Genomic DNA, 13,614 nt, shown 5'->3' on the forward strand with positions numbered 1-13,614 from the left:
GCTCACCTCTTACCATTCCGAACAGAGAAGTTAAGCCCGTTAGCGCCAATGGTACTACAATCGTGGGAGAGTAGGTCGCCGCCTTCCTTGAAAACCCTTCATTATAACAATGAAGGGTTTTTTTATGCGCAAAAGTGAACTATAGATTGTAGAAAACAATTACTTTATCAACGATCAACCAAAAAGCACTCAGACGACATCCTCTAATACAAGCCACAGGAAAACCAGGAAGGATGGGTCTACATTAAGATGCAACACTACAACTCTGACCTGTAGCACCACTTCCATTAGATGGACAACTTGATTGATAACCACCATTTATAGTGGATTGCTCTTGCTTGTTTAATTGAATAGTTAATGGATTGGTCTAGGTTAAATGTTATGGATTTATTTTTGCTAAAAATAAACCCCCAAATTGGTACTTCAATTTGGGGGTTTTTAATAGAGAATATTTAACTAATTAGTCTCTAAGAATGGCTCTGGAAATTACAATTTTTTGTATTTCGCTAGTTCCTTCGTATATCTGAGTGATTTTAGCGTCCCTCATTAGTCGTTCTACATGATATTCTTTTACAAATCCATTTCCTCCATGAACTTGTACAGCTTCCACAGTTACGTCCATGGCCGCCTGTGAAGCAGCTAATTTTGCCATTGCACCTGATAAATCATAATTTTCATGATTGTCCTTATCCATAGCAGCTTTATACACTAGCATTCTTGCAGCTTCTATCTGTACATGCATGTCTGCTAATTTAAAGGCGATCGCTTGGTGATTCATAATCTCAGTACCAAAAGCTTTTCTCACTTTAGCATATTCTTTGGCTAATTCATATGCTCCTTGCGCGATTCCTAATGCTTGAGCTGCGATACCAATACGACCTCCAGCTAGGGTTTTCATCGCAAATTTGAATCCGAATCCATCTTCACCAATACGGTTTTCTTTAGGTACTTTTACATCATTAAAAATTAAGGAGTGTGTATCACTACCTCTTATTCCTAATTTATCTTCTTTAGGTCCTATTTCAAATCCTTCCCATCCTTTTTCTACGATAAAAGCATTGATACCTCTATGTTTCTTTTCTTTGTCTGTTTGGGCTATTACCAAGTAATAATCTGAAGTGCCTCCGTTGGTAATCCAGTTTTTAGTTCCATTAAGAACATAATGATCACCCATGTCTATAGCGGTAGTTCTTTGAGATGTTGCATCACTACCAGCTTCGGGTTCAGATAAACAAAAAGCTCCAATAGATTCTCCAGTAGTTAGTTTGGTTAAATACTTTTCTTTCTGTTCAGGTGTTCCATAAGTATCAAGTCCCCAACATACCAAAGAATTATTTACAGATACGATTACAGAAGATGATGCGTCGATTTTAGATAACTCTTCCATAACAAGAACATAGGATAAAGTATCCATTCCTCCACCACCGTATTCTGGAGATGCCATCATTCCTAAAAATCCAAGTTCTCCCATTTTTTTTACTTGTTCTGTAGGGAATTCTTGTTTATTATCTCTTTCTATTACTCCTGGTAAAAGTTCTGCTTTCGCAAAATCACGAGCAGCATCACGTATCATTAATTGTTCTTCGGATAATTTAAAGTCCATATTTGATCCTTATTTACTGTGCGTGCATAACACGCAAATTCAACATTTCGATGAAAATAAATCGAGATAACCTCAATTTTTTTATTAATTCTACAAATATAAGCTATAATATGATAGTTTTGATGTTTTTTTAATTTTTTGATATTTTCTTTCAAAGGTTTGAATTTTGATTCCATTTTTATTGAATTTAGTGCTGTTTTGAAGCTTTGTTATTCATTTGTCAATAGAAAATATTTTTGAGTTATTATTTTTTTAAATTAAGGGTTTGACCTGTTTAGTTTTTTATATTTGTGAAGTCACTTTAACGTGATCATATATTCAATTTATTAAATGATTTTTTATGAGGCAGCACTAACTCCGTTCTAGGAGTGATTATTAATTATAGAAGTTAGGTTTATAACAGAAACTGTTAGTAAAAATGTGTTTAATAAATTGATGTTAAAAAATGAAAGAACTATTAAAAAAATACGAGAATAAAGCCCCAGAAATTGTTTTTAATTGGAGGGATTCTGAGACAGAAGCAGAAGGTTGGACTGTAATTAACTCCTTAAGAGGTGGTGCCGCTGGTGGTGGTACTAGAATGCGGTTAGGATTAGATATGAATGAAGTACTTTCGCTAGCCAAAACGATGGAAGTTAAATTTACTGTATCAGGTCCTGAAATTGGAGGTGCGAAGTCAGGGATTAATTTTGATCCCAATGATCCAAGGAAAAAAGGAGTTCTGGAAAGATGGTATAAAGCGGTTTCTCCTTTACTAAAAAGTTATTACGGCACTGGGGGAGATCTAAATGTAGATGAAATTCATGAAGTAATTCCAATTACTGAAAATTGTGGTGTTTGGCATCCTCAAGAAGGTGTTTTTAATGGACATTTTCAGCCAACAGAAGCCGATAAGATTAATAGAATTGGACAACTACGTCAAGGAGTGATTAAAGTATTGGAAAATACTGTGTTTTCTCCAGATGTTTCTAGAAAGTATACTGTTGCCGATATGATTACAGGATACGGAGTGTCAGAAGCAGTTCGACATTATTATGATATCTATGGTGGATCTGTTAAAGGAAAAAGAGCTGTAGTACAGGGTTTTGGTAATGTTGGATCCGCTGCAGCGTATTACCTTTCAGAAATGGGGGCCAAAGTTGTTGGTATTATTGATCATGCGGGAGGACTGATTAAAGAAGATGGATTTTCTTTTGAAGAAATCAAGGAATTATACCTTAATAAGAAAGGAAATAAACTATATAGCGAAACACTCATTCCTTTCGAGGAGTTGAATAGTAAAATTTGGTCTTTACAGACGGAGATATTTGCTCCTTGTGCAGCATCCAGATTGATTACTAAAGACCAGATTACTCAAATGATCAATTCTGGTTTAGAAGTAATTTCTTGTGGAGCTAACGTTCCTTTTGCTGATAAAGAAATATTTTTCGGCTCAATTATGGAATATACAGATGAGCAAGTAAGTTTGATTCCAGATTTTATTTCTAATTGTGGAATGGCAAGAGTTTTTGCCTATTTCATGGAAAGAAGAGTATTAATGACAGATGAGGCGATTTTTAATGATACTTCTAAAACCATTAAAGATGCCATTCAGAAAATTTTTAATAAAAATAGTTCTAAAACAAATATTAGTAGAACAGCGTTTGAAATAGCATTCAAACAATTAGTATAATCGTCACATAAATAATTTAAATATATCATGTTAAAATATTTTTTAGGTAATAGTCCAAAATGGTTCAAAATGGTAATGATAGGTTTTTTGCTTATCAATATCGCGGTCTATTTTATAAACCCAACAGTTTGTGCTTGGCTTTTTATTGCTGAATTTATATTCACACTTGCTATGGCATTAAAATGTTATCCTCTGCAATCTGGGGGACTTTTAGCTATAGAAATTTTAGCATTAAACCTTACAACTCCCAAAAATGCTTATCATGAAGTAGACCAGAATCTAGAGGTAGTATTACTACTGGTATTTATGGTAGCTGGGATTTACTTTATGAAGCCTTTACTAATGTATATTTTTAGTAAAGTATTTACAAAGATTAAATCAAAAATGGTACTGTCGGTACTATTTGTTTTTCTAGCTGCGGTATTATCTGCTTTTCTAGATGCATTAACAGTTACTGCAGTTCTGATCAGCGTAGCAGTAGGTTTTTATGGCGTTTATCATAAAATTCACTCGATGCCAGAGTCTGATTTTGATAAAGATGGATCTTTGGACAGAAAGGATTTGAGTGGAGAAACTTTAGAGCAGTTTAGAAGTTTTTTAAGAAGCTTAGTGATGCATGGTGTTGTGGGTACAGCACTTGGTGGTGTTTGTACTTTGGTTGGAGAACCTCAAAACCTACTAATCGGAGAAAGAATGGGATGGGACTTTATAGAGTTTTTCTTAAAAATGGCTCCTATTTCGTTGCCAGTGCTAGTTGCAGGAATCATCACAACGATGGTGCTCGAAACTACAGGTTGGTTTGGCTTTGGTGAAAAATTACCAGAAGTAGCCAGAAGAATTATTGAAAATTATACCGATGAAGAAGATGCGAACAGGTCAGATAAATCAAAATATGGATTAATTGTACAAGGTGTGTCGGCTATATTACTAATTATTGGATTAGCATTGCATTTGGCACCTGTTGGGTTTATTGGTTTAGCGCTGATCATTGTACAAACTGCTTTTATGGGTATTACAGAAGAACATCAGTTAGGAAAAGCGTTCGAAGAAGCATTACCTTTTACAGGATTACTAGTAGTTTTCTTTGTTATTGTGGCAATGATTCATGATCAACACCTATTCTCTCCAATTATCGAATGGGCATTGTCATTAGATCCTGCAAAACAGCCTTCTATGTTTTATGTGGCAAATGGAGTATTATCAATGATCAGTGATAATGTGTTTGTAGCGACAGTATATATTGGTGAAGTTAAGCAAGCTTTTGATAATGGAGCAATCACTAGAGAACAGTTCGAAAAATTAGCAATAGCCATAAATACAGGAACAAATTTACCAAGTGTTGCAACACCTAATGGTCAAGCAGCGTTTTTATTCTTGTTAACCTCTTCCTTGGCTCCGTTAATTGGTTTGTCTTACGGAAGAATGGTGAAAATGGCTTTGCCTTACACGATAATATTAGGTGGAGTAGGATTATTAGGAATAATTTATGTATTATAAGATTTAATAAGAATATACTTAACCTATAGAATTAACGTTAGTATACTAACACTAAATTAACAGAAGGACATATGACCTATTTATTGACGCTCGGTATGTTAGCCCAAAATACCAAAGAAATTGATCCGGAAGCAGAAGAGAAGACACTTTCCATAATTGACTTATTGTTAAGTGGTGGAACTGGTGGAGTAGTTATTATAGCCATTCTCTTTGTGCTTTTGTTTGTTGCAGTTTATATATATTTTGAAAGGATATTTGCTATAAAGGCTGCTTCAAAATATGATGAAAGTTTTATGCATCAGATAAGAGATAATGTAGCTAGTGGTAAAATTGAAGCAGCGAAAATTTTATGTGCTCAAACAAATAACCCGGTTTCAAGATTAACGGAAAAAGGAATTTCCAGAATTGGAAATCCTCTTGAGGATATTAATAAGGCAATAGAAAACGCAGGACGTTTAGAAGTTTATAAGTTAGAAAAGAACGTAAGTATCCTTGCTACTGTAGCAGGAGCAGCACCAATGATTGGGTTTCTAGGTACCGTAATTGGTATGATTTTAGCATTCCATAATTTGGCTTCGAGCTCTGGGAGTGCTGATATGGGATCATTAGCAGAGGGTATTTATACAGCTATGACAACAACGGTTGCAGGGTTGGTAGTGGGTATTGTTGCTTATATTGGATATAATCATTTGGTGGTTAGAACCGATAAGGTTATTCATCAAATGGAAGCAACTACGGTAGATTTCCTTGATTTACTTAACGAACCTGCATAATATGAATTTGCGAGGAAGAAATAAGGTAAGCCCAGAATTTAGTATGTCCTCAATGACGGATATAGTGTTTTTGTTGTTAGTGTTTTTTCTTTTAACATCCCCGACAATTACACCAGAGGCATTAGATCTGATATTACCAAAAGCAAAAGGAAAAAGCTCTAATGTTCAGAATATATCTGTTAGCATAACAAATAAGTTGCAATACTATGTGGATAGTGAAAGAGTAAGTCAAACGAGGTTAGAATCTACATTGAAATCAAAGCTAGCAGGACAAAATGAACCTACTATAATACTAAGAGCAGAAGAAGGAGTGCCTATCGAAAAAGCAGTAGGTGTTATGGATATAGCAAATCGAAATAAATTTAAAGTAATCCTGGCGGTAAAACCAGAATAGTTTTAATGCTGAAATTAGATACTAAACATAAAAAGAAATCTTTCGTTATTACCACGATATTACACGTGTTAATTATACTGCTGTTGTTTTATTTAGGATTAAGTAATATCGATCCTGATCCAGAAGGAGGTATTGCCGTTAATTTTGGGACTACATTAACTGGTTCGGGTAATGTTCAGCCAACGGAGGCAATTAAGTCTTCTCCTAAACAAACCACTCCAGAATCTACACCAGTCGATCCATCTGAACCAGAGCCTGAAACACCTGAGATTACAGAAGAAGTCGTTACCCAAGATGTTGATGATGCTCCAGTGGTAGAGGAAAAACCTAAAAAAGAGCCTAAAAAAAAGGTTGAAAAGCCTAAGGAGAAACCAAAAGACAAACCTTCAGAAGAAAAACCAATAGATAAGCCTGTAAAAAAGCCAGTGGAGAAGGTTGAAGAAAAGAAACCGGATCCTAAACCGGATAAATCTACTTTAGATATCTTGGATAGTTTTGCGAATGGCCCTAAGAGTGATGGTAAAGCAAAAGGAGGAGAAGGAGATGATGGAAAACCTGGAGATAAAGGGAATCCCAACGGGAATCCTTATGCTACCAGCTACTATGGGCAACCTGGTCCAGGAGGAACAGGAGGAGTTGGATATGGTCTTAATGGACGTGGACGTCCTACGAATTCTAAAGTTGTTCAGAAATGTAATGAAGCGGGTAGAGTAGTAGTTAAAATTGTAGTAAATAGACAAGGACGTGTTATACAGGCAATTCCTGGTGTTAAAGGAACTACCAATAGTGCACAATGTCTTTTGGATCCTGCAAAGAAGACTGCGCTTACTTTTAAATGGAAAGCAGACCCTAAAGCTCCTGCAAAACAAATAGGTTTTGTAGAAGTTACCTTTGGTTTAGGAGAATAATTAGTGTTTCCAGATATTCATTTTTTTTAAATAGCAGATATTAAATCTAAAGTATAGAATCATCAACTATAAAGAGACTACAGAATGGATGTTTGCGCAATTACCCATGTATCAACTTCAAGGGGCAAGTGCATACAAAATAGATCTAACTAATATTGTCAAGTTAGCAGCTCATCTAAATAACCCAGAAAATAAGTTTAAGACCGTTCATGTAGCAGGTACCAATGGAAAAGGGTCTACGAGTCATATGTTGGCATCTGTATTACAAGAATCAGGCTATAAGGTAGGTTTGTATACTTCTCCGCATCTAAAGGATTTTAGAGAACGTATACGAATAAATGGTCTTGTGATTGATGAAAATTATGTAGTAGATTTTATTGCTAAGCATAAATCTTATTTAGAAAAAAATCAATTATCCTTTTTCGAAATGACAGTCGGTTTAGCCTTTCAATATTTTTCAGATCAGAAAGTTGATGTGGCGATTATAGAAGTAGGTTTAGGAGGTAGATTGGATTCTACTAATATTATAAGGCCAGAAGTTTCTGTGATTACAAATATAGGCTTGGATCATACCCAGTTCTTAGGAAATACGCTTGCTAAAATAGCTTATGAGAAGGCTGGGGTTATTAAAGAAGGTGTTCCAGTTGTTGTGGGTAGAACTACACCAGAAACTAAAAAAGTGTTTTCGGAAATTGCAAATGAACGCGAGAGTAATATTTTATACGCATACAACTATGCAGGACCTGTATATGAAAGTGACTTAAAAGGAAATTATCAACAAGAAAATATTAAAACTGCGTTGCAAACGATATCCGTTTTAAAAGATAGAGGATGGAGCGTGCAAGTAGAAGCTATTAAATCTGGATTAGCTAATGTAGTAAGAAATACAAATTTGCTTGGCAGATGGCAAATATTAAAAAGCTCTCCCAAAGTAGTGTGCGACACAGCTCATAATCAAGATGGGTTGAAAATTGTGATGGATCAGTTATCTGAAGCAAAATATCAAAAATTACATATGGTATTAGGAGTTGTTTCTGATAAAAATTTAGATGAAATTTTACCATTGTTTCCGAAGCATGCTACCTATTATTTTGCAAAATCTGAAATTAAAAGAGGCTTAGATGAAAAAAAGTTACAAGAACAAGCGTTAAAATTTAAATTAAAAGGAGAAGCATATGATTCTGTGCAATTGGCGTATGATGCTGCTATACAGAATGCTATGAATGAAGATTTGATATATGTAGGAGGTAGTACGTTTGTGGTTTCAGAAATAATTTAATTTTTCTTTTAAAATCTTTTGGTAGACTGCAAAACTGTGTTATATTTGCATCCGCAATCACGAACAAGGGTTGTGAAAAACATAAGGGCAATTAGCTCAGTTGGTTCAGAGCACCTCGTTTACACCGAGGGGGTCGGGGGTTCGAATCCCTCATTGCCCACAAGAAAATCCATTCATTTATGAATGGATTTTTTTATACACAATAGTTGCCTAGAAAAGTAGTTTCTATTTATAAAAACTGTGGATAAAGTTTATGGCTAGAATAACATGTGTTTTAAGTAAATTATAAAATATAAAGATCATATGGAAAGATTTGGACTTACTAAGGAAAATTGGGATCAGTTTGTAGAATGGTTATGGAATTTTATACCTGATTTGATCTCTGCTGTCATTATTTTTTTTGTAGGAGTGTGGGTGATAAATATTTTTAGCAAAGCACTACGTAAATTCTTTCAACAAAAAGACTATGACGAAACATTAGAAAGATTTTTATATGATTTAATTAATATAGGTCTTAAAATTTTATTAGTGGTGTTAGTCGTAACTCAATTAGGAGTTCAGACATCTTCACTTGTAGCGATTTTGGGGGCAGCTGGTTTAGCAATAGGGTTGGCGTTACAAGGATCGCTTTCAAATTTTGCTGGAGGGGTTCTAATTCTGTTTTTCAAGCCATTCAAGATCGGAGATTATATAGAGGCGCAAGGAGTATCTGGTACGGTAAAGGAGATCTCTATATTTACAACGAAAGTAAATACGTTTGGAAATCAGTTAGCTGTTATACCTAATGGTAAGATATCAAATGGAAACATTATTAATTATTCGGCAGAAGAAAGAAGAAGAGGAAAGATAGAAATTGGTGTTTCTTATGAAAGTAATATTAAAGAAGCAAAAGAAATTCTTTTAGATCTTATAAATACTCAAGAAAAGGTGATTAAGGATCCTGCTCCAGAAATTTTTGTTACCGAATTAGGGGATAGCGCTGTAACCTTATCTCTAAGGTTTTGGGCTCTTAATGATGACTTTTGGGAGGTTCATTTTTATACAATTGAAGAGGCTAAGAAAAGATTAGAGGATAAAGGAATATCTATTCCGTTTCCTCAAAGAGATGTGCATTTGTATTCTCATGATAACAGGTCTTAAAGCTGGATAGATATTATTTCCTTAAATAATTTATAAAAAGAGTTAGTGTTTGGTATAAATCGTTAGATTTAGAATTAGTTTGTAAAAAAAAAGAACTAAATGTCTAAATCTTTACTATTTATCCCTGATATTTCTGGGTATGCCCAATTTGTTCAAACTACAGAAATTGAACATAGTCAGCATGTAATTGCAGAGTTGTTAGAGGTGTTAATTAATGCTAATACTCAAAATTTAAGACTAGCGGAAGTAGAAGGGGATGCTTTATTTTTTTATAAAGAAGGAGAAGTGCCTTCCCAAGAAAAGCTATTAGCGCAGATTGAGACTATGTTTACTGCTTTTTATAGTCACCTCAAGTTGTTGGAGAATAATCGCATTTGTCCTTGTAATGCCTGTGCTACTGCACCAAATCTTCAGTTAAAGATTATAGCGCATTGTGGAGATTTGCAATTTATTACTGTTCAGAATAAAAGAAAACCATTTGGTCAAGTTGTAATAGAGGCACATAGATTGTTAAAGAATTCTATCCCTAGTGATAATTATGTTCTTTTAAGTAGAGATTTGTCGCAACAAATAGGGCTTTCGGATGACTATAAAAGTCAATTATTTAATTTTTCGAAAGGAGAAAATGAATATGATGGTAAGAAGATTGATTATTTGTATTCTGAAGTTGATAAACAATATCTTAAACTTACTTCTTATGAGACACCTTATGAAGTGCATTTTGATAAAGCCCCTTTCTTAACAATCCAAAAAAAATATAAAACTTCCGCAGAGAGTTTGTTAGAATATATTACAAATTACAGTTATCGTCATCATTGGGTTAAAGGTGTCGATGAGTTCGAGTATAATCCGGATGAAGTTACTCGTTTAGGAACAGAGCATGTTTGTGTGATCGATGGGAAACGACTCAATTTTACTACAGTAACAAAAGCGGTAGATACTGGTAAATTAATTTATGGAGAATATACAACCGATATTCCTATTATTGATGGGATGTATCAATTTTATACTATCATTCCTGTGTCTCAAAGTTCGTGTGAAATCATAATAGAATTGTATCCTAAAGTGAACTCAATTTTTAAAAAGATGATCCTGTATTTTATAATGAAACGAAGTTTTCAAAAATCAATAAATGAATCTCTTAATAACCTAGAGAATTATATGGCTACAGCATAAGATTAGGTAGCGTCTTAGTGTAGAATATCTAAAACACGTTCTAATTTCATTCCGCGAGATCCTTTGATTAGAACAGTACCTTGCAATTTTTCAAATGTTTCGTTTTGTTGTAAATCTTCAAAAGATCGATATTTCTTAACCCTAGGATCTGTGGTAGATACCTGATAGAAATTTTCGCCAATTAGGAATATAACATCAAAAGATGAGGATGACGCCTTGTCTGCTATTTTTTGATGCTCCTCTTCTGCTGTTTTTCCAAGTTCAAACATGTCTCCAAGAAATACTGTTTTAGGATAGCTTTCTAATTGTTTTAAATTATCAATTGCAGCATTCATGCTTGAAGGGTTGGCATTATAAGCGTCCATGATAATGGTAAAGTCATTTTTAGCAATGATTTGAGATCTATTATTCGATGGAATGTAAGATTCTATAGCTGTCTTGATCAATTTCTCATGTACTTTAAAATAAGAACCGATTGCTATTGCAGCTGCAATATTGGTAAAATTGTAAACTCCGATTAGGTTACTTTGGATTTCTAGATTTTTATAGGCGACACTAACCATGGGATCTGCGTTCTGTAATTGTATTCTAGCGTTACTACTGCCTTGTTGAGAAAAAGTGTAGGTGTTCATACCGCTTGATGCTTTTAGAAGCTTAGGATCTTCTGAATTCAAAAAAACGAGTTTGTCTTTTTCTCGTAGATGTTGATAAAGTTCGGTTTTTCCTTTTAAGACTCCTTCTATTCCTCCGAATCCTTCGAGATGAGCTTTTCCTATATTGGTTATGTATCCAAAGTCTGGCTGTGCTATATTACATAAAAACGCTATCTCTTTTATGTGATTTGCACCCATTTCCACAATTCCAATTTCGGTGTTCTTATCCATAGATAATAAGGTTAAGGGAACGCCAATATGGTTGTTTAAGTTGCCGCTGGTTGCTGTGGTGTTAAATTGTGCAGAGAGAACGCAATTGATCAATTCTTTAGTAGTGGTTTTTCCGTTACTTCCGGTAAGTGCAATTATCGGAATGGCAAGATAGTTTCTGTGATAAGTTGCTAAATGCTGCAATGTCTCTAGTACATCATTAACTACTATAAATTGGTCTGAAGTATGATATTGTTTGTCATCAATTATGGCATAAGATGCTCCTTGCTTAATGGCTTCTTCTGCATATTCATTACCGTTAAAGTTTGCTCCTTTTAAGGCGAAAAAAAGATTGTTTTTTACGATTTTTCTGGTATCCGTGCAAATACCACTACTTTCAAGAAATAATTGATGTATGTTAGAGATGTTCATATTATGAGTAATGTAATTGTATTAAAAAGCCCTGATCAAATGTCAGGGCTTTATATATTTTAACGAACTTTTCTTAAAGTTTCTATCTAGGCTTTCTATGCTTAGGTGTTTTTTTGCTTTTTGCTTTTTCACCTACACGAGACATTGCATTTCGGAATCCAATATAATCCGTAGCCATATCTTGTGGAAAGAATCTTCTCTGAGCAGGGTCTAACCAATATGCTCTATCTTTCCAAGAACCTCCTTTGTAAACTCTTACCTCTTCACTTACAATAGTAGTTCTCTTACTAGATTCGTCATATCTTCTATCTAGCTTAGTACTGTCTGCTGCGCTTGGTTCTACACTGTGGATAGGAGAGTTGTACATTCTTCTATTAGGAATGTTTTCATCTTGGAAACCTTCGTAATATCTTGAAGAACTTTTGTCACCGTCTCTGAAATTACGGTTATCACTTTGTGTAAAGTTAGTTCTTAAATACGTTTCGTTCTCATCAACTGGAGTTTGTAATATTCCTCCTGGTAATACTCTTGCTACAATTTTTCCATTACTTAAAGTATCATATATAATAGAATCTGTAGTAACAATCTTTACAGTTCCGTCAGGATTGATTGCATTTTTAGTGTATACATTTCCTCTGTAGTAGTTAAAATCGTTATACTCATCGTCTACAATTGGTCTGTAGACATCTGCTACCCATTCTGCAACGTTTCCTGCCATGTCATAAAGACCATAGTCATTAGGGTCGTAAGAAGCTACTGGAGCTGTAATATCTGCACCATCATCACTCCATCCAGCAATTCCACCGTAGTCACCATCACCTTGCTTAAAGTTAGCTAATTGGTCTCCACGAGTTCTTCTTTTTCCAGAACGTGTATATTGTCCATCCCATGGGTATTTTTTTCTACCTCTGTAAATATTATAACTTCTTAATTCTACAAGTCCTAAAGCAGCATATTCCCATTCTGCTTCTGTTGGTAGTCTGTATTTTGGAAGTAATAATCCATCTTTACGCTGGATATATAATCCTGTAGAATCATTTCTTTTTTCATATTGCTCTGACTTCTTTCCACCTCTGGTTGCTTCGTCATTACCTCCATAAGTTTGTGAAGGTGCATTTAAATATGTGTCAGTATTAAAAGTGCTTTCAGCAGAAACATCTTCGAAAGGAGCATTTTCTTTTATGACTCTCTCTTCTTCAAGGATTCTTTCGTTAACTCTATCTGTTCTCCACTTACTAAATTCTACTGCTTGAATCCAGTTAACTCCTACAACTGGATAGTTAGCATAAGCTGGGTGACGAAGATAGTTGTTCGTCATCATTTCATTAAATCCTAAACGGTTTCTCCATACTAAAGTATCAGGAAGTGCACCATGATAAATATTTTTATATTTTGGTTCTGTAGGAGGATAAACACCTTTTAACCAATCAAGATATTCCAAATACATAACATTGGTAACCTCTGTTTCATCCATATAAAAGGATTGAACATGTTGTTGTGTAGGAGTGTTGTTCCAATCGTGCATTACATCATCCTGAACTCGTCCCATAGTGAAGGTACCTCCCTCAACAAAAACTAATCCTGGTCCTGTTTCTTGTTCTTTGTAATTTGTGTTTACTTGGAATCCACCGTCTTTGGAATTGTATTTCCAACCAGTGGCTCTAGAACTGCTGCCGTAATCGGTTTTGTTACAACTAAACAGTAAGGTACTAATGGTTAGGGCCATCAGAGACTTAAAAACTAACGCGTTTTTCATAATCTTAAGTTCGTTAAAGTAGAAATTAGGGCTTGCAATATAATAATTAACGTTAAATTTACCCTAATATTTTTAAAATAATATCAAATCTTTGAAAATTTATGTTTTCATGATTGACTTT

At 34.5% G+C, this 13,614-nt stretch carries 11 protein-coding genes, 1 tRNA gene and 1 rRNA gene; 10 read left to right on the forward strand and 3 right to left on the reverse strand.

Going from position 1 to position 13,614, the window contains the following annotated elements:
• Positions 1-87 (forward strand): 5S ribosomal RNA (gene rrf / locus ABD077_RS14370); the annotation flags it as partial.
• 373 nt (positions 88-460) lie between these two features.
• Here the strand turns inward: rrf and ABD077_RS14375 are convergent.
• Positions 461-1,603 carry an acyl-CoA dehydrogenase gene (locus ABD077_RS14375; RefSeq protein WP_299901161.1) on the reverse strand — a complete coding sequence of 381 codons (1,143 nt, stop codon included), beginning with the start codon at positions 1,601-1,603 and terminating at the stop codon, positions 461-463.
• Positions 1,604-2,048: 445 nt separating this feature from the next.
• Here ABD077_RS14375 and ABD077_RS14380 point away from each other — a divergent pair, with 445 nt between their 5' ends.
• From ABD077_RS14380 to ABD077_RS14420, 9 genes are all read left to right on the forward strand, one after another.
• Positions 2,049-3,275, forward strand: a complete 1,227-nt coding sequence (locus ABD077_RS14380; RefSeq protein WP_343912994.1) for a Glu/Leu/Phe/Val dehydrogenase dimerization domain-containing protein — start codon at positions 2,049-2,051, stop codon at positions 3,273-3,275.
• A 27-nt stretch (positions 3,276-3,302) separates the two neighbouring features.
• Positions 3,303-4,772 carry a sodium/proton antiporter NhaB gene (nhaB, locus tag ABD077_RS14385; RefSeq protein WP_299608689.1) on the forward strand — a complete coding sequence of 490 codons (1,470 nt, stop codon included), beginning with the start codon at positions 3,303-3,305 and terminating at the stop codon, positions 4,770-4,772.
• 71 nt (positions 4,773-4,843) lie between these two features.
• Positions 4,844-5,545, forward strand: coding sequence for a MotA/TolQ/ExbB proton channel family protein (locus ABD077_RS14390; RefSeq protein WP_425545868.1), 702 nt, complete (start codon positions 4,844-4,846; stop codon positions 5,543-5,545).
• A gap of 1 nt (position 5,546) precedes the next feature.
• On the forward strand, positions 5,547-5,939 hold the full coding sequence (locus ABD077_RS14395; protein ID WP_299608688.1) for an ExbD/TolR family protein: 393 nt from the start codon (positions 5,547-5,549) through the stop codon (positions 5,937-5,939).
• A gap of 5 nt (positions 5,940-5,944) precedes the next feature.
• On the forward strand, positions 5,945-6,847 hold the full coding sequence (locus tag ABD077_RS14400; protein ID WP_343912995.1) for an energy transducer TonB: 903 nt from the start codon (positions 5,945-5,947) through the stop codon (positions 6,845-6,847).
• Positions 6,848-6,953: 106 nt separating this feature from the next.
• Complete coding sequence (locus ABD077_RS14405) at positions 6,954-8,126, forward strand: bifunctional folylpolyglutamate synthase/dihydrofolate synthase (RefSeq protein WP_343912996.1); 1,173 nt, start codon at positions 6,954-6,956, stop codon at positions 8,124-8,126.
• A gap of 85 nt (positions 8,127-8,211) precedes the next feature.
• A tRNA-Val gene (locus ABD077_RS14410) sits at positions 8,212-8,286 on the forward strand.
• Between the two features lie 143 nt (positions 8,287-8,429).
• Complete coding sequence (locus ABD077_RS14415; RefSeq protein ID WP_343912997.1) at positions 8,430-9,266, forward strand: mechanosensitive ion channel family protein; 837 nt, start codon at positions 8,430-8,432, stop codon at positions 9,264-9,266.
• A gap of 99 nt (positions 9,267-9,365) precedes the next feature.
• Complete coding sequence (locus ABD077_RS14420; protein ID WP_343912998.1) at positions 9,366-10,442, forward strand: DUF2652 domain-containing protein; 1,077 nt, start codon at positions 9,366-9,368, stop codon at positions 10,440-10,442.
• A 14-nt stretch (positions 10,443-10,456) separates the two neighbouring features.
• On the opposite strand, the gene ABD077_RS14425 is transcribed toward ABD077_RS14420, so the two are convergent.
• Positions 10,457-11,737, reverse strand: a complete 1,281-nt coding sequence (locus tag ABD077_RS14425) for a UDP-N-acetylmuramoyl-tripeptide--D-alanyl-D-alanine ligase (protein ID WP_343912999.1) — start codon at positions 11,735-11,737, stop codon at positions 10,457-10,459.
• Between the two features lie 82 nt (positions 11,738-11,819).
• Positions 11,820-13,493, reverse strand: coding sequence for a gliding motility lipoprotein GldJ (gldJ, locus tag ABD077_RS14430; protein ID WP_299608675.1), 1,674 nt, complete (start codon positions 13,491-13,493; stop codon positions 11,820-11,822).
• Between the last annotated feature and the right edge of the window lie 121 nt (positions 13,494-13,614).

It is taken from the genome of Aquimarina litoralis, from assembly GCF_039523995.1.
Classification (GTDB): domain Bacteria; phylum Bacteroidota; class Bacteroidia; order Flavobacteriales; family Flavobacteriaceae; genus Aquimarina; species Aquimarina litoralis.